Below are 17,346 nucleotides of genomic sequence, written 5' to 3'. Positions count from 1 at the left end.
CAGTGCAGGTACTATCTGCGCTGGAAGCCTAAAAAGCTTGCAATCCGGTAGGGCCGGGGCGGCAAGGCGCACAATGCCGCCAAGCTTTGCCACACTCACCGCAGGACCGCATGCAACACGTACTCATCATCCACGAGGTTCAGGACTACGCCGCCTGGAAGAAGGTTTTCGACGCCGCTGCCGGTATCCGCTTTGAGGCCGGCGAGCGCAGCTACCAGGTGTTGCGCTATGACACCGACGCGAACAAGATCGTGCACTTCTCCGCCTGGACCTCGCTGGCCCAGGCCCGCGCCTTTTTTGAGTCGTCCCGGCTGGTGCAGATACGCATGGATGCCGGAGTAAAGGCGCCAGAATTCATCTACCTGGAACAGCTGGAAGCGGGTACGCTCTAGGAGTCTGGGCGGCAGAAGGAGCGTCGGCTGCAAAGCGACCGCAGCGGTCCATTTTTATAGAAGCTGCGCTTTCACCGTCTTTTTGCCCAATAGCGGAGCTATTGGGCTGCAAATCCGGCAAAAACTGTCCTCGCTGGGGCCGCTTTTCGCTACGACGCCTTCTGCCGCCCAGACTCCTAGCCCCTGGTGTGTTGGCCGGTGCCAAATCCGTCACTCGGTAGCGTATTTAAGGCCCCCTACGCTGGTTGGTGTAAGCCTCGTCGGGGCTTAGGCGTTAGCCTGTCAGGTACAACAAGAAACAAGGAGCGATATGGACACCAGCCTCTGCCCCGCCAAGACTGACAAGGGCAACCTGGTCATCAAGGACCGGTCCACCAAGATGAAGATTGCGCAGCGCTCGGCGCTGATCCTGTGCGACGGCAAGAAAAGCATCGCCAAGATACTGGCGCAGATCGGCGGCATGGGCCTGTCGGCCGATGATTTTCAGCAGCTGCACGATCTGGGCCTGGTTGAATTCGTGGCCGCTGCACCTTCAGAAAAACCTTCCACCGCGGTCACCAGCGCCAAGCTGCAGGACCTGGGCTCGGCCGAGCGCTACATGCTGGCCTACCAGACGGCGGTGCAGCTCACCAGCGGTCTGGGCCTGAAGGGCTTCATGCTGAACCTGGCGGTGGAGCGGGCCGGGGATCTGGACGCCTTGAAAAGCCTTGCGCCCAAAATCCAGAAGGCCGTGGGCGACGAGGCCTTCCAACCCCTGCGCTATATTTTTGATAACAGCTGAGGCAAGTGCTGTGTGCGCTAGGCCGTTAAAAGCCTGAGTAAAGTATTGGCCACCACCACGGTGGCTTTGCGCAGTTCGTCCAGCGGCACGCGTTCGTCTGCGCGGTGGCCGTTGGCCTCCAGCAATGTCTGCGGGCCGGCCCCGTACATCACGGTGGGAATGCCGGCTTCGCTGTACAGGCGCGCATCGGTATAGAGCGGCACGCCAATCGGCGTTACCGGTTTGCCCATGACCAGGCTGGCCTCCTCGCACAACAGCTCGGCCAGCGCCTGGGCGCCGGGCGCTGGCGCGAACGGCCGGGCCAGCAGGATTTGCCGTATCTCTACCGTGATGCCGGGCAGGGCGCGGCAGGCGTCTTCGATCACGCTGCGCAGCTCGGCCTCTACTGCCTCGGGCACTTCCTCGGGCACGATGCGCCGGTCTATGCGCAGGCTCAGCGTGTCGGCCACTACATTGGTGTTGATGCCGCCGTGGATCAGCCCCACCACCAGGGTCGGGTGGCTGATGCCGGGCGTTTGCGATGGGCGCAGGGCCAGCGCATCGCGGTGGCGGTACAGGGCGGGCAACAGTGTGGCCGCGGCTTCGATGGCGTCAACGCCGGTGTCGGGCCGCGCTGCGTGGGCCGACTTGCCGCGCAGCGTCACTTCCAGGTGCAGGCAGCCGTTGTGGGCCACGATCACATGGTGCGAAAAGGCGGCTGACAGCACGTAGTCGGGTTTGCTCAGGCCCTGGGACAAGAGCCAGCCTGGCCCGGTCATACCGCCGGTTTCTTCGTCATAGGTCAGGTGCAGCTCCACCGTGCCAGCCAGTGGCGTGCCCTGTGCCTGCAGTTGTTTGAGCGCGCGCAGTGCGAAGGCATAGGTGGTGAAGTCGGACTTGGAAACGGCTGCGCCGCGCCCGTAGAGCCAGCCGTCGCGCACCTCACCGCCGTACGGGTCGGTGCTCCAGCCGCCGCCGGGCGGCACCACGTCGCCGTGCGCGTTCAGCGCCACCGTGGGGCCATCGCCAAAGCGGTGCCGCACGATTACATTGCTCACGCTTTGCATGCCTTGTGCGGCGGCAAAGTCGGGCGGTACCGGGTGTATTTCAACCTCGAAGTCCATGGCGGTGAGCAGGCGGGCGGTCAGCTCGGCGTGCGGTGCGCAGTTGCCTGGCGGGTTGTCGGACGGGCATTGCACCAGCTGCGTGAGCGTGCGCACCTGCTCGTCGAAATGGGCGTCGATGTATTGGCGCAGCGTGTCGCGTGCGGAAGATGTCTGGGGCATAGATTAAAAAAGGTTCAAAGGAAGCGGTTGATGTGGAAGGGAGACATGTCGATAGAGGTACGTCCATGCACCACCAGGTCGGTGGTGAGCTTGGCGACGATGGGGGCCAGGGTGTAGCCGTTCGAGCTGACGGCGTTGTAGAAGCCAGGCACACCGGGCACGTCGCCAATGATGGGTGCGCCGTCGATGTTGACGTTCATGCCGGCCCAACAGCGCAGCATGTGCAAACCGCTGACGGCCGGCAGCACCTTGCGCGCGACCCACAGGCTGCCTTCGATGCTGGCGCGTTCGGCGCGGTTCAGCCGCATGCCCTCATTGAAGGCCGCCGTCCAGCCACCGCCGATGATGAGGCCGCCGCTGGCGGCCTGCTTCAGGCTGAGGTGTCGGTCGGCATGGGCGATCAAATGGTCGACCAGGTGCGGCGCGGGCTCGGTCACGATCATCTGCAGCGGCGCGCCCTTGACAGGAATCTTCACGCCCAGCATGTCGCCAATGGTGCTGGACCAGGCGCCGCTGGCGTTGATGATGCGCCCGGCGTGGATGCTGCCGCGCGAGGTCTGCACCACAAAGCCGGCGCCATCACCGGGCTGGCGCGTGATGGACTGCACATTGCAGCCGCGCAGCATGCGTGCGCCAAGTTGTTGTGCCCGGCTGGATACTGCGTAGGTGGCGCGCAGCGGGTTGATCTTCCCCTCCATGGGACACAGCTCAGCGCCCAGCAGGTCCTCCGAGAGGGCGGGGGACAGGCGGCGCAGCTCGGTGCCATCAATCACCTGGGCGTCTATGCCGTAGCTGCGCTCCAGCGCGGCCTTGGCCTCGATGAAGCGCATGCCGGCGGCACTGTCGGCCACCATCAGGCCACCGGTGATCTTGATCTCCAGGTCTTCGGCGCAGTCGGCTTCAATCTCTTGCCACAGGCGCACCGACATCGGCCCCAACGGCAGCGTGGCCGCGGCCGGGCCGCCACCTTCCTGGGCCTTGGCGCCGAAGTCAAAGGACAGCAACTGCACATGCAGGCTGCCGGCATTGGCGCCCGAGGCTTGCAGATTGGTGTCGTCGCGGTCCACCACGGTGACGTTCTGCCCGGCTTGGGCCAGGTAGTAAGCCAGGCAGGAGCCCAACACGCCGGCACCGATGACCAGCACATCCGTGCGCACAGGCGCAAAAACCATGTGCTCCACCGGGCGGGCCAGATTCGGCGTGATGGCGTGCTTGTGGCCACCCCATTCGGGCTTCTCGAAGCCCAGTGCGCCGGCAGGCACCGGTTTGGCCGGGGGACGTGGCGCAAAGTACTGTTCGACCTCTGGCGGGCGCCCCGTCATCTCCCCCACCAGCTTGGCGGCGGTGACTGCGCAATAGCGTCCCTGGCAGCGTCCCATGCCCAGGCGGGTGTTGCGTTTCAGAGCCGCCAGTGTGTCGCGCCCGGCGCGGATTTGCGCGCGCACCGAGCCAAAGCTGATTTCTTCGCAGCGGCACAGCAAGGTGCTGTCGGGCAGGTCTTGCAAGCGTATGGGCGGTGCCTGGTAGAGCGACCACAGTGCCTGCTGGAAGCATTCGGCCTGCTGCAGCCGGTGCTGCGTACCGGCGGGCTCGGTAGCGTGTAAACCCAGCTTGCGCGCCGCAGCCAACCCGGCCAGCGTGCCGCGTGCCTGGGCCACGCGCGCGCCGCCCATGTCGGCGCCGTCACCCACCACGTACACACCGGGCAGGCTGGTGGCGCCGTCCGCCTCGGTCACGGTGGCCAGATAGCCTAGATGGCGGTCGGCCACGCGGTGTGTACAGCCCAGCATGCGGGCCAGTTCGGTGGAGGGAATGAAGCCATAACCCAGGCACAAGGTGTCCACCTCGTAGCGCAGCGCTTTCGAAATCGTGGCCTGGCCCTGTGCATCCAGCGCAGCAGCCTGCACGGCCTGCAACTGGCCCACGCCCTCGGCGGCGACGACGGAGTGGCCCCATAGCAGCGGTACCTTGTGGGCACGCAATTGACGCAAATAGCGCCAGCCGTCGCGCAGCAGGTCGGGTGCGGTGCGTGCTGCCGTCAGCATCTGCCGCCACTGGCGCGGCGTGGGGCGTGGCGCCGATTCCAGCACCGCGACGACATGGGCACCACCGGCCAGCAGCTCGGCGGCCAGCTGCAAATTCAGCGGGCCGTTGCCGGCAACAAGCACGCGCTGGCCCGGCGCCACGCGGTAGGCGCGCGCCAAGGTCTGGGCGGCGCCCGTGGTCATTACGCCCGGTAGCGTCCAGCCGGGGAAGGGCATGGGGCGTTCGTAGGCGCCGGGTGCAATCACCAACTGTTTGCAATGGATCACCGTGGCCTGCCCATGGATCAGGGCGCCCACTTCCTGGGGTGAAAAAGCCGCCCAGACCTGGGCGCTCTGCAGCACGGTGACGCCGGCATCCCGCACCGCCTGTTCCAGCGCCAGGCCTTTGGCAAATTGGCCATCCAACGGCGTGCTGGTTTGCTGCGACGGGGCCAGTGGCTTGTAGAACTGGCCGCCGGACTGCAGGCGCTCGTCCAGCACCAGTACTTCGGCGCCGGCCTGGCGTGCGGCCAGCGCGGCCGACAGGCCGGCCGGCCCGGCACCCACCACCAGCAGGTCTACGTGCCGGGTCGCGGGCTCGCTGCCGGCTTCTGGAGTGAGCGGGCGCAGCGGGTCTTCCGGGGTGCCGGCGGGCATGGACGAGCGAATTTTCTGGCCATCGGCCACTTTGACCAGACAGGCGCGCTGGCTGGCCTGGCCATCTACCGTGACTAGGCAGTCGAAGCAGGCGCCCATGCCGCAGTACATGCCCCGGCGTTCGCCCTCACGGGTGTGGCGCATCTGCCGAATGTTGTTGGCGGCCAGGGCGGCGGCAATGGTTTCGCCCTCCAGGCCCTGGAGGCTCTGGCCGTCGTACCAGAAATGGATGGGGCGCCCGCTGGTGGTGACGGCGGGATGGGTCAGTCGGGTGCTCATGGAATGTGCGGTGCAAAAAATTGCGTTGACGTGTTTGAATGTATACGTATACTACACGTATACAAATACATCGTCATCCCATTTTTCACCAGGACCGGCAATGACAGCATTCCGTGGCACCTATACGGTGCTTATTACCCCCTTGACTGCGGACGGCAAGCACGTCGATGTGCCCGCGTTGAAGAAGTTGGTCAATTGGCAGATTGAGCAGGGCATTCACGGCCTGATCCCTCTGGGCAGCACCGGCGAATTCCTGTCCTTGAACCCCGATGAACGCCAGTTGGTCATCGAGACCTGCGTCAGTACCGCAGCAAAACGCGTGCCCGTGTTGATCGGCACTGGTGCGGAGTGGACCGACGAGTGCGTGCGCCTGAGCCGCGAGGCCGAGGGCATGGGCGCCGACGGCGTGATGATCATTCCGCCGTTCTACAGCAGCCCCACCGACGACGAGTTGTTCGCGCACTACCGCAAGGTGGGCGAGTCCATCGGCATTCCCATCATGCTGTACAACAACCCCGCCACCGCCAATGTGGACCTCAAGCCCGAGTTGGTTGCGCGCCTCTCCCGCATAGACAACTGCTGCTATATCAAGGAGTCCACGCTGGAAGTCACCCGTGTGCGCGACATCATCGAGCTGTGCGGCGACCGCATGACCGTGTTTGCCGGCATCCTGGGTTACGAGTCGTTCTGGCTGGGTGCCCAGGGCTGGGTGGCCGTGTGCTCCAACCTGATCCCCAAGATGTCGGCCCGCCTGTTCGAGCTGGTGGCCGATGAGCGCGACATGCCCGCCGCACTGGCGCTCTACAAACAAATGCTGCCCATCGTGCGCTGGGTCGGCGGCCACCGCTATGTGGCTGCGTCCAAGGATGGCCTTTCGATGATGGGTCTGCCGGTCGGCAAGCCGCGCGCCCCGCGCCTGCCGCTGCCCGAGGCCGATGCCGTGGACCTGCGCCAGGCGCTGGACCGACTGGGGCTGATCGACTCGATACGCGCCTGAATACCGCTACTACTTTCCCCGCTTTCTGTTTGCTGTCTCCACCTACCTTTGAAGGAAATCACCATGAAACTGCTTCCCGCTCTTGGCGCCGCGACGGCTCTTTTCATCTTCGGCTTGGGCACTGCGAGCGCGCAGGCTTGCAAATCCCCGGTGCCGGACTCGGCCCTGGTCAAAAAGGGCACGCTGACCATGTCGGTCAACCCGACCCTGCCGCCCATGCAGTTTGTCGACCAGACCGGTGCACTCAAGGGCATGAGGGTGGAGCTGGGCGAAGCTATCGCCAAGCGCCTGTGCCTCACGCCGGAATACGTGCGCATCGAGTTTTCGGCCATGATCCCGGGCTTGCAGGCCGGCCGCTGGGATGTGATCAACACCGGCATCTTCTACACCGAAGAGCGGGCCAAAATGATGCAGATGCTGCAGTATGAAAACCAGGCCATCAGCATTAGCACCCCCAAGGGCAACCCGCTCAAAATCACCAAACCGGACGACCTGGCGGGCAAAAGCATAGGCGTGGAAATCGGCGGCTTTGAGGAGCGCAAGGCGCGTGAGCTGGACAAGCAGCTGACCGACAAAGGCATGAAGGGCATGACCATCCGCACCTTCGAGAACTTCGCCATGGCCTTCCAGGCCTTGCGTGCCGGTCAGGTCGAAGTGGCGCTATCCATTGACTCCACCGCCACCGAATACCAGAAGCGCGGCGACTTCGACCGTGTACTGAGCGGCCTGTTCCCCACCCCGGTGGCGATCGCGTCGCGCAACAAGGAATTGGCCGACGCCATGGCCAAGGCGCTGAACGAGATGAAGGCCGACGGCAGCTTCCAGAAGCTGTTCGACCAGTACGGCGTGAAGCCGATTGACGGCGCCGTCACCGTCAAAGGCCCCGCAGCCGGCTGAACGCTGGCCTCCACCACACACTGAGCTGCAAGGATAGTCCATGGGTCAAGGCTGGAACTGGTCGGGGTTTGCCGACTATTTGTTCAACCCCTACATATTGAGCGGCGCGCTTACCACGCTCTGGCTGACGCTGGCGGCCATTGCCGGGGGCATGGTTGTGGGGGGCGCCCTGGCCTTGGCCCGGCTGTCCGGCCGTGCGTGGCTGGCCCTGCCGGCCCACTTCTATATCTGGGTGTTCCGCGGCACGCCCTTGCTGGTGCAGCTCATCATCATCTTCACCGGCCTGCCACAGCTGGGGCTGAAGCTGTCGGTGATCGAGTCGGCCCTGCTGGGCCTGATCCTGAACGAGGCCGCCTACCTGGCCGAGATCGTGCGCGGGGGGATCCAGTCGGTGTCGGCCGGGCAGACCGCTGCGGCCAAGGCTATGGGCTTCAGCAACGCGCAGACCATGCGCTACATCGTGGTGCCGCAGGCCATGCGGCTCATCATCCCGACCTTGGGCAACAGCATCAACGGCCTGCTCAAGACCACCTCGGTCACCTCGGTGATCTCCATGGAAGAGCTGCTGCGCCGCACCCAGGTGCTGATACAGGAAAAGTTCATGGTGCTGGAGTTGTTTGCCGTGGCCGCCATCTACTACCTGCTGATGACCACGGTGTGGGACCTGATACAGCGCCGCATCGAACAGCACTACGGACGTGCCTACGGCCATGGCAGCTCTGCCAAGCAGAAGCCCGCCGACACATCGCTTGAACAACGCTAGCCGGAGAAAGCCGCATGGCAACCTACGATCTGATACTGCGCAACGCCGACATCGCCACGGTGGGCGACCGCTACCGTGCCGACATAGGCGTGCGTGACGGCCGCATCTGCGCCATCGCCCAGGGCCTGGAGGGCCATGCCGACCGCGAAATCGACGCGGCCGGCCGCCTGGTCACCCCCGGGGGCGTGGACGGCCACTGCCACTTCGACCAACCTACCAGCGATGGCTCGCGATTTGCCGACGACTTCTACACCGGCACCCGCTCCGCGGCCTGCGGCGGCACCACCACCGTGCTGCCCTTTGCCGCGCAGCAGAAGGGCCATAGCATCCAGGACGCGGTGGACGACTACCACCGCCGCGCCGACCACAAGGCGGTGATCGACTACGCCTTCCATCTCATCGTGGCCGACGCCACCAAGGACGTGACCCAGCGCGAGCTGCCCGCGTTGATCGAGAAGGGCTACACCTCCTTCAAGATCTACATGACCTACGACGACCTCAAGCTGAACGACCGGCAGATCATCGAGGTACTGGCCACGGCACGCAAACACGGCGCCATGACCATGATCCACGCAGAGAACAGCGACTGCATCGCCTGGCTGACCGAGCAACTGCTGGACGCCGGCCTCACCGCGCCGCGCTACCACAGCAGCTCGCGCCCCATGGCGGTGGAGCGCGAGGCCACGCACCGCGCCATCGCCCTGGCCGAGCTGATCGACACGCCCATACTCATCGTCCACGTATCCGGCCGCGAGGCGGTCGAGCAGATCCACTGGGCGCGCGGCCGCGGCCTGCCCATCCATGCCGAAACCTGCCCGCAGTACCTCTTCCTGAGTGCCGACGACCTGGGCATCAACCCCGACGACCCCATGCACGGCGCGCGCTGCATCTGCAGCCCGCCGCCGCGCGACAAGGCCAACCAGCAGTTCATCTGGAACGGCCTGTCCAGCGGCATCTTCACCATCTTTTCATCCGACCACGCACCCTTCAATATGCAGGGCCCGGACGGCAAGCGCGTGGCCGGTGACGACGCCTCTTTCGACCGCATCCCCAACGGCATTCCCGGTGTAGAAACCCGCTTGCCCCTGCTGATGAGCGAGGGCGTGCTGGCCGGCCGCATTGACATCCACCGCTTTGTGGAACTCACCGCCACCAACCCCGCGCGCCTCTACGGCCTGTACCCCAAGAAGGGCACCATCGCCGTGGGCGGCGACGCCGACTTCGTGGTCTGGGACATCTTTCCCGAAGGGCAGGAGATCACCATTCGCAACACCATGCTGCACCACGCTGCCGACTACACACCCTACGAGGGCATGCAGCTGCGCGCCTGGCCCGGCATCACGGTGTCGCGCGGCCGCGTGGTTTGGCAGGACGGCGTGTTCAACGCCGAGGCTGGCTCGGGCCAGTTCCAGCCCTGCCTGCGGCCCCGCGTGCCCAATGAGGGCAACCCGCTGAACAAGTGGCTTTGATCAACTGGTGGTGTCAGGCTAAGGTCTGATACGCTTGCCGCACTTTTTTGTCCATAGACACCCGTATGCCCAGCCTTCCCAGCCCGGCCCAACCCGCCACCATCACGATCGCGCCGCTTGAAGTGCGCTCGGCCAGCCTGGCCGAGCAGGCCTACGACCGGCTGCGCACCATGATCCTCGACCGCCAGATTCCCGCTGGCAGTCCCCTGCAAGAGGCCCACCTGGCGGAGGTGCTGGGCATTTCCCGCACCCCCATGCGCGAGGCTCTGGTGCGGCTGGCGGGCGAGGGCCTGCTGGTGCGGCGCGACGCGCGTTCCTACGCCGTGCGCGCGCTGGGTACCAAGGAATACTTCGACTGCATGCGGGCCCGCGAAGTCATAGAGTGCGAAGCCATCAGCATGGCCGTCAGCAAGATTACCGATGCCCAGATCGATGCCCTGCAGGCCGACATCGAGGCGCTCAACGCCGGTGAGCACAGCGAGGTCGAGCACTGGCATTTCGACGACCGCTTCCATGTGCTGATCGCCACCGCCAGCGGTAACGTAGTCTTCCCCCGCCTGGTGGAAGAGCTGCGCGTGAACGCCCGCCTGTTCCGCCTGCACAGCCCGCTGCACCGCCAGCGCGAGAACCACGACGAGCACGGCGAAATCGTCCAGGCCCTGCGCGACCGCGACGCCCAGCGCGCCAGCGCCTTGATGCGCGAGCATTTGCGCAACCTGCAGGAAGACGTGAAGCGGGCGCTTACCGATTGAGGTGTGGGCTATCGGGCTGCAGTCGGTGCTATTTAATATGTAGCTGTTTGCGCACGTGGATATTGCGCTGGAGGCCTGAAGCGCATGAGGTATTCGATGCCGTAGGTGTTGTGATATTTTTAGTGGATACGCGAATGTGGTTCGTCGATGGCGGGCATCGACTACAACCAAGCATGCCCGACTGCTTTCCAGTCGATGCACAAATACCCAATCTACTGAAGATATGCCACTTGCGACACCCAGTTCAAACGTAAGGCTTGTTTGGCCAGAACCTACCTATCTTCCCGGCTATGTCGCGGCATTGGAGAAGGGGTGGTCGCCCAACAATCTCCGGCCAGAGTTTGCGCAAGAAGAACTCTTGTTGATACAAGCTGACTCCGCTCGTTTTCTCGGCAGTCTCGTCGACCGGGAAGCTAGAGGTGATCCTGTAAAGCTTCCAGATGGAACGACGGTACCTCGTCTGCCCGGGTATAGACGTTGGTTGTGGGATGGCGAGTTTTGCGGCAGCATAGGCCTGCGGTGGTCTTCAGGAAGCAATATATTGCCCGACTATTGCCTTGGCCATATTGGATACAGCGTTGTGCCGTGGAAAAGTGGACGGGGTTACGCAAAAGAGGCGCTCCGCTTACTGTTGCTCGATACGCCCGCTGAGGGGCTGAGTTATGTCGAAATCACCACTAGCCCTGAAAACTTGGCGTCACAGCGGGTGATTCGGGCCAATGGCGGTGTTCTGGTAGAAGCGTTTGTCAAATCACCATGCCTTGGCGGCACACCGGAACTCCGATTCCGCATCGATGTTTGAGACCTGCTGTCGCAAATGTTGTGCGAAGAACCGAGCAAGCGACAAACATTGAACCGATGCGTACGCAAGGTGGTGACAAAGGCAGAATGCTGCCAGGAGCGGCCTTTAGCCGCCATGGGTTTATTTCATTCCTTTTGCTGTGTAACTCAGTGTAGCTGGAGGTGTCGGTCATACTGACACTCCTGCAAAACAAGGGATGCCATGTGGAAGAAATGGGTAGGATGGGCTGCACTGCTGGGTGTATCGCTTGGGGTCTTCGTCGGGCTGGGATTTCACTTTTGCTGGAACAAGTCCGAATGGGCATCGTGGGTTCAAGCCGTTGGCTCGATTGCTGCAATTCTGGCTGCTGCGCGAATTGCCAGTTGGCAGGCCTCTGCAGCTAAACGCGAGTTTGACGCTCGCAGGCAAGATGAGAAGTTGACTAAAGCGTTAACCATCAAATACGTTCTGAGGAGAGCGCGCCTCATTGTCGATAACGCTGAGCGGGTCGCTTTGGGCACCCACCACGCAAAAAACATTGCCGTGGAGCAAGTAGCTTCTATGCAATTGTCCCTTCGAGCAATTCCTGTTTTTGAGATTCCCTCGCCTGAACTGGTCTTTCAGCTTCAAAGAGTTGATCGCGATTTTGATGTACGTCACTGCGATCATCGAGCGAACCGCAACCCGCGTGGAGTTTGGCAAACGTCCGTCGACAGCGCTTGTTAAACGTATTAAAGACAGGATCGCCGATGCTGTCGAGGAATGTGATTTGATCATCAAGAGAAATTCCACCCCAGGCCGTGCTTTGCACTAACCCATCCACTGCCGCTAAAGGTTGGATGTATGGCCGCTTTCGGGCGAAACAACCGGCGGCTTCGGGTCCCGAGGCCGAGATACCCGCTGCACCAACTCAGCCCGTCAGCCGTCCCATCGAGAGAGACAACCTGCGGTTGTGAAATAGCAGAGAGTCAAGTTGTCTTGCGTCAAACGCAATCATGCTATTTTTTCAATAGCTGTCTGTGCACATTCCATCGGCGCTAGCGCGGTATTTCAACCTTCATGCCTTCTATGGTGCAGCTCTTCCCCGTGCGCCGGCACTTGTCGTCTTCGCGCCAGTAGCCACCGTGGCTGACGCAGCCAGTTTGGCAGATCACCCAGTCCGCCGCTGCGTGGTGGGCTGCCAAATCGTCGGCTGCTGCGGGCTCCAGCTGCACCAGGGTTTCGCGCAGCCAGGCCAGTATGGTGTCGCGCAGGATGACGCGGGCGCGCAGGCGTATGACCTGGGCTTGCAGGGCGTGGATCTGCTGCTGGTAGTCCACCACCAGGCTGCTCACACGGGCCTGGGCGCCGGCCAGCATGCGCACCAGGGCGGCGTGCTCGCAGGCCACGTCGGACGGCGGGGCGGCCACCAGCTTCAGCGGCTGGCGTTGCAGTACATGGACGCGGGCTTCCTGGGTCACCATGGTGGTCTCCGTTGTGGGGCGTTGTGGGTCTATGCCATCAAGAGGTGCGGGCAGCCGTCAGTCTGGATGCGGACGCTTCGCAGCAGCACGGCCTGGTTGGCGTAGTGCAGGTTCAGGTCATGCAGTACGGCGACTATGCCCACGCCGCGGCTGTGCGCCCAGCTGCGGGCCAGTTGGGTTCGGGCGCGCTCGCCGCCGACCACGGCCTGGGCTTTCAGGTACATGCTATGGGTACTCATACTCTGCGCGGTATGCGGATGCCGTCGCTCAGCAGCAGCACGCGGCTGCCGTCCATGCCGCGGATGTTGAAGCCCGCATTGCTGTCGCGCCCGGTGTTGCCCGAGGCCAGAGTGAAGCGGGCCGGCGCGCGCTTGACGGCCGTTGTAACGATGGATTGGGCATGTGCAGACAGCATGGAGCCACAGGAAAGGCTGATCAGCCAAGCGATCTCGCGCAAGGCGAAAGGAGAGGAGTGCAGACGACGCGCCACAGTAAAACCTGACAACAGTTGAAAAGGGTCAAGGGCTGGCTGGTGGGCGGTGCAAACAGCGTGGAGTGCGCGCTGGACCGGCGGGGGTGGCTAGCTGGGATGTGAAAGCATTATATGAGAATAGTTCTCATTTGATGTAATTGTTTTGTGTTGTCTTGCGCTTGTAAATGGACAAATTGCTATTGTTTTTATAGCTTTCAGCGGAGGTTTTACGTGCGCTAGAAGGCGATTTGGCTTGGACATTCGGGGCGGCTGCGTCGCCGGCTTGTTTGACCCGACCCCGCACGCACTCGGTGAACAGGTGGGGAGTACATGCACACAGGGTGCTCGCCTTGCATTGACTTCGGGGTAAATGCTGATGGGGTATACGTGAATATCTGTTCGTGTATCAAATATCGATAAATCATTATTAGGTTGATATGGAAAGTTTCCATAACATCCAGTGCCTGCGTCACATTCGCTTACGAAGCGACGAGCAATAAAAATTCTAGGAGACAGGCTCAGTACGAACCTCTGCGGCATATCCGCTCGCTTTCCCTTTGCCTGCGGGCGCCGTGTTTGAACGCGTTGGCGTTTACCGGGATTCAATCCTGATAAACCACTGTGCATATGCTTTTTCATGGGCTTGGCAGCCCAGTAGTTCAAAATAACCCATTTAATCCATAAAACAAGTGTAAATAATGAGAATAATAAAAAAATGGAGGGTTGGTCATTTTATTTTCTGTGTGCTTTTCATATTGGGTTTGGGTATATATATTTTCCTTGAAGAAACTCAGCCCGTGCCCGAAGAAAATTTGGGTGCCCTTGATGCTGGAAGTGTGACTCTGCCTTTAGCAAAACAGGTACCGCAAAATTCCCCATGCATTACGGGAGCAGATGTGACTGCCGGTACTGGATGCCAGCCTGCAGTGGCAGTGCGTGAGCCGTTTCAGAATGAAAAGCCCCCTTCAAATACCGTGGGAATACCCGCGCAATTACGGCTGGCCAGCAAATGCAGAGGGGCAAATGCCGCCGAGATTGAAAAATCTGGTATCGATTGCCGCCAAGAAATTCAAGAGGCAGCGAATACCGTCAAGCAGCTTGAGGAGCGTTTTACCAAGGGAGATGGGCGTTCCGCTAGCGAGCTTGGAAATGAATTGCGGCGAAATATTGCACAAAATGAAGACACGGTAGCAGGTAAAGAATATAAAAATACATTAATTCGGGTTGAGGAGGTTCTATATCAGGCAGCAACCTCGGGTGATAAGGCTGCTGCCATGGCTTATTACTCAAAGGAGCGTGCACCGGTTGAATGATCAATTTTTACAGCATAATTTTAAAGAATTAAAATAACTGGAGACATTTATGAAATTGAAGATAAAAAAATCAAAGATCTATGCTGGCATTGCATTCTTTGTCATTGGGGGCGCATATTCATCGGTCTTACTGGCGGCGCCCACTAATTTTCTTAATAAAGACCAGTTGCTGACAGCGTATGCCCCTGATGGGGATTGGTATAAATCCAATATTCCATTTCTGGATATATCCAATCCTAAAATCCAGGAAATTTACTACTACCGCTGGAATGTACTGAAGTCGCATATGCGCAATGTGGGTAACAAGGAGGTTTTCACGGAATTCCTCAACGCCATGGGTTGGGATCAGGCTCCCAGCAACACGATTCCCGGTGCGGCGGGCTTTCATATCACCGAAGGGCGTTGGCTAAAGGACCGCCGTCCGGTGAATGACTACATCAGCCACTGGTATTCGAATGCGGACCCACGCCAATTCAGCGAGTGGATCAGCGATGCTGCCTACCAGAAATACCTGGTAGATAGCGACAAGAGCTTTGTGGTGAATAACCTGGCCAATATGAAACGGGTTTACAACGCATGGAACGACCACTATGACGCGTCCCGTGGGCTCTATTGGCAGGTGCCGCTGAACGATGCCACCGAATACACCATCGCATCCATTGACGCTAGTGGCGGTAATGACGGTTTTACCGGGGGCGACGCCTTCAGGCCATCCATTAACAGTTATATGTATGCCAATGCGAAGGCGATCAGTAATATCGCTGCACTGGCTTCGGATACTGCTACCGCCAATGATTTTGCCGGTCGTGCATCCGCGATTAAAACGAATTTGCAAAATAGCCTTTGGAATTCGTCCTTCAACCATTTTGTTGACAGATATAAAGTATCCAATCAATACGTTCAAAATTGGAACTTTATCCGCGGTCGGGAATTGGTAGGGTATGCGCCGTGGTATTACGGCCTGCCAGACAACAATGCCACCTTTAATATGGCATGGACGCATTTGATGGATACGTCCAAGTTCTATGGCCAATTTGGCATCAGAACCAACGAACCCAGCTACCAATATTACATGCGGCAATACCGGTACGACGCCGCAACCAAATTGCGCGAGTGCCAGTGGAATGGCCCAAGCTGGCCATTCCAGACAACCCAGTTACTGGGCGGCATGGCCAATCTGCTCAACAATTACACGCAGACCAACGTGTCTCGCAGCGACTACATCAAGGTTTTGAACCAATACACGGTGCAGCATTACAAGAATGGCAAGCCGTATTTGGTGGAAGACTATGACCCGGATGTGGGTGGCCCGATCGTCGATTTGCCGGAGCGCAGCCAACACTACTTCCACTCCGGGTACATTGATCTGGTTATTTCCGGGTTGGTGGGTCTGCGGCCACGCGGCGACGATGTGCTGGAGGTGAACCCCCTGATTCCCACCAGCAGCAGCGACCCGAACTATGTGAGCTACTTTGCTCTTGAAGACGTTGCCTACCATGGCCACTCCCTGACCATTCTGTGGGATGCAGCGGGTACCCGCTACGGCCAAGGTGCCGGCCTGTCCATTTATGTCGATGGCACGCGGGTAGTCGGTCCGGCGGCGCTGGGCAAGAAAACCATCAATATCGCTGCGCCCATCGTGGCCAGCGCGACTGTTGGCGCTCAAAACTATGCGGTGAATGTGTCCGGCAGCGGTTATCCCGCTGCGTCAGCGTCCTTCAGCTATTCCACCGATCCGGCTGGAAAAGCCAATGACGGCCGGATTTGGTACTACCAGGATACGAAGAACCGCTGGTCGTCCTTTTCCTCGGGCAATGCCGTTGACTGGTATGCGGTGGACTTTGGCGCTACCAAGACGGTCTCGTCCGCGAAGCTGTATTTCTTCAGTGATGAGACCGGCCTGAAAGCCCCCACCAGCTACAACCTTCAGTACTGGAATGGCAGCGCGTGGGTCAATATTCCGAACCAGGTCAAGTCGCCTGCGGCGCCGCTGGGGAATACGGTCAACACCGTCAATTTCTCTGCGGTCAATGCGTCTCGCATTCGTGCGGTGTTCAACAATGCGTCGGGCTTCTACACCGGGATGAGCGAGTTTGAAGTCTATGGCAATGGCATTGCCAGTGGCTCCAGGTACCGCATGGTCAACTTCAATAGTGGAAAAGTGTTGGGCATTGCTGACGCGGCAACAACCGACGGTGCGTCAGCGCTGCAGTGGGCCGATAACGGAACGTCTGACCACAACTGGATCATTGAGCTGCAAAGCAGCGGGTTCTACAAGATCCGCAATGTGTTGAGCGGCAAGGTGCTTGGCGTCACCGGCATGTCCACTGGCAACGGCGCCCAGGTCATTCAATGGGCAGACACCGGGACAACGGACCACGAATGGAAGATTGAATCGACAGACAACGGCACCTACAAAATCACCAACCGCAATAGCGGCAAGGTGCTGGCCATAACCAATGCCGCGACAAACGATGGCGCCCTGGCGCTTCAATGGAGTGACGTGGGCTCTCTGGACCAGCGCTGGGCATTGACGATAGACAGCGGGTTGACCTCCAACGCCATTTACAAGGTTGTCAACCGCAACAGTGGCAAGGTTCTGGGTGTCACAGGCATGTCGACAAGCGATGGCGCGCAGGTGGTTCAATGGGCTGACTCAGGTACAGCTGACCACAAATGGCGTGCTCGGCTGCTCAATGACGGTACGTACGCGTTTGTCAACGTCAATAGTTCCAAGGTACTGGGCATAGACCAAATGATGTCTTCCAACGGCACCAAGTCGGTCCAGACCCCTGACTCCGGTATAGCCGGAAATCTCTGGAAAGTAGTGGATGGCGGCAATGGCTACTACAAGCTGGTGAACAAGTTCAGCGGCAAGGTGCTCGGTATTGATAGCATGTTGACGACGGACGGCGCCAACGCTTTGCAATGGTCCGACAACGCAACCAATGACCAACTCTGGACATTTACAGCAACCCAGTAAATGAAGGCTAGAAGCCGCTGTTGCGGCTGTCTACGGGCGTCTGGATCCAGCAGGTGCC

Annotated in this window: 15 protein-coding genes and 1 pseudogene; 11 read left to right on the top strand and 5 right to left on the bottom strand. The window is 60.5% G+C overall.

The window, feature by feature from the left end; genetic code table 11:
* Positions 1-110 precede the first annotated feature (110 nt).
* Both AC07R0_RS11365 and AC07R0_RS11360 read left to right on the top strand, forming a co-directional pair.
* Positions 111-392: an antibiotic biosynthesis monooxygenase gene (locus AC07R0_RS11365; RefSeq protein ID WP_495104896.1), complete on the top strand. Its 282-nt coding sequence runs from the start codon at positions 111-113 to the stop codon at positions 390-392.
* A 310-nt stretch (positions 393-702) separates the two neighbouring features.
* Positions 703-1,173 (top strand): hypothetical protein, encoded by a 471-nt coding sequence (locus AC07R0_RS11360; protein ID WP_495104895.1) that lies wholly within the window; start codon positions 703-705, stop codon positions 1,171-1,173.
* A 17-nt stretch (positions 1,174-1,190) separates the two neighbouring features.
* Here the strand turns inward: AC07R0_RS11360 and AC07R0_RS11355 are convergent, their stop codons facing one another.
* Complete coding sequence (locus tag AC07R0_RS11355) at positions 1,191-2,438, bottom strand: M20/M25/M40 family metallo-hydrolase (RefSeq protein ID WP_495104894.1); 1,248 nt, start codon at positions 2,436-2,438, stop codon at positions 1,191-1,193.
* A 14-nt stretch (positions 2,439-2,452) separates the two neighbouring features.
* A complete protein-coding gene (locus tag AC07R0_RS11350) occupies positions 2,453-5,398 on the bottom strand; it encodes an FAD-dependent oxidoreductase (protein WP_495104893.1) in 2,946 nt (981 codons plus the stop codon).
* A 100-nt stretch (positions 5,399-5,498) separates the two neighbouring features.
* Between AC07R0_RS11350 and AC07R0_RS11345 the strand changes: the two genes are divergently transcribed.
* The 7 genes from AC07R0_RS11345 to AC07R0_RS11315 all read left to right on the top strand — a co-directional run bounded on the left by AC07R0_RS11345 (position 5,499) and on the right by AC07R0_RS11315 (position 11,783).
* Positions 5,499-6,395, top strand: coding sequence for a dihydrodipicolinate synthase family protein (locus AC07R0_RS11345; RefSeq protein WP_495104892.1), 897 nt, complete (start codon positions 5,499-5,501; stop codon positions 6,393-6,395).
* Between the two features lie 63 nt (positions 6,396-6,458).
* Positions 6,459-7,292 (top strand): ABC transporter substrate-binding protein, encoded by an 834-nt coding sequence (locus AC07R0_RS11340; protein ID WP_495104891.1) that lies wholly within the window; start codon positions 6,459-6,461, stop codon positions 7,290-7,292.
* A gap of 40 nt (positions 7,293-7,332) precedes the next feature.
* Complete coding sequence (locus tag AC07R0_RS11335) at positions 7,333-8,055, top strand: amino acid ABC transporter permease (RefSeq protein WP_495104890.1); 723 nt, start codon at positions 7,333-7,335, stop codon at positions 8,053-8,055.
* A 14-nt stretch (positions 8,056-8,069) separates the two neighbouring features.
* Positions 8,070-9,524, top strand: coding sequence for a dihydropyrimidinase (gene hydA / locus AC07R0_RS11330; RefSeq protein WP_495104889.1), 1,455 nt, complete (start codon positions 8,070-8,072; stop codon positions 9,522-9,524).
* Between the two features lie 65 nt (positions 9,525-9,589).
* A complete protein-coding gene (locus AC07R0_RS11325; protein WP_495075331.1) occupies positions 9,590-10,276 on the top strand; it encodes a GntR family transcriptional regulator in 687 nt (228 codons plus the stop codon).
* Between the two features lie 223 nt (positions 10,277-10,499).
* Positions 10,500-11,078 (top strand): GNAT family N-acetyltransferase, encoded by a 579-nt coding sequence (locus tag AC07R0_RS11320; protein WP_495104888.1) that lies wholly within the window; start codon positions 10,500-10,502, stop codon positions 11,076-11,078.
* 201 nt (positions 11,079-11,279) lie between these two features.
* Positions 11,280-11,783 carry a hypothetical protein gene (locus AC07R0_RS11315; RefSeq protein WP_495104887.1) on the top strand — a complete coding sequence of 168 codons (504 nt, stop codon included), beginning with the start codon at positions 11,280-11,282 and terminating at the stop codon, positions 11,781-11,783.
* Between the two features lie 311 nt (positions 11,784-12,094).
* On the opposite strand, the gene AC07R0_RS11310 is transcribed toward AC07R0_RS11315, so the two are convergent.
* The 3 genes and pseudogenes from AC07R0_RS11310 to AC07R0_RS11300 all read right to left on the bottom strand — a co-directional run.
* Positions 12,095-12,520 carry a hypothetical protein gene (locus tag AC07R0_RS11310; protein ID WP_495104886.1) on the bottom strand — a complete coding sequence of 142 codons (426 nt, stop codon included), beginning with the start codon at positions 12,518-12,520 and terminating at the stop codon, positions 12,095-12,097.
* 29 nt (positions 12,521-12,549) lie between these two features.
* On the bottom strand, positions 12,550-12,759 hold the full coding sequence (locus AC07R0_RS11305; protein ID WP_495104885.1) for a hypothetical protein: 210 nt from the start codon (positions 12,757-12,759) through the stop codon (positions 12,550-12,552).
* A 5-nt stretch (positions 12,760-12,764) separates the two neighbouring features.
* Positions 12,765-12,896, bottom strand: a pseudogene (locus AC07R0_RS11300) (TonB-dependent receptor plug domain-containing protein); the annotation flags it as partial.
* Positions 12,897-13,690: 794 nt separating this feature from the next.
* Here AC07R0_RS11300 and AC07R0_RS11295 point away from each other — a divergent pair.
* Both AC07R0_RS11295 and AC07R0_RS11290 read left to right on the top strand, forming a co-directional pair.
* On the top strand, positions 13,691-14,305 hold the full coding sequence (locus AC07R0_RS11295) for a hypothetical protein (RefSeq protein ID WP_495104884.1): 615 nt from the start codon (positions 13,691-13,693) through the stop codon (positions 14,303-14,305).
* A gap of 49 nt (positions 14,306-14,354) precedes the next feature.
* Positions 14,355-17,288 carry an MGH1-like glycoside hydrolase domain-containing protein gene (locus AC07R0_RS11290; protein ID WP_495104883.1) on the top strand — a complete coding sequence of 978 codons (2,934 nt, stop codon included), beginning with the start codon at positions 14,355-14,357 and terminating at the stop codon, positions 17,286-17,288.
* Positions 17,289-17,346: the final 58 nt, after the last annotated feature.

This window comes from Rhodoferax sp. GW821-FHT07F03 (genome assembly GCF_059418745.1).
The sequence above is the reverse complement of the archived record's forward strand: the minus strand, read 5'-3'. Positions and strand labels throughout refer to the sequence as shown.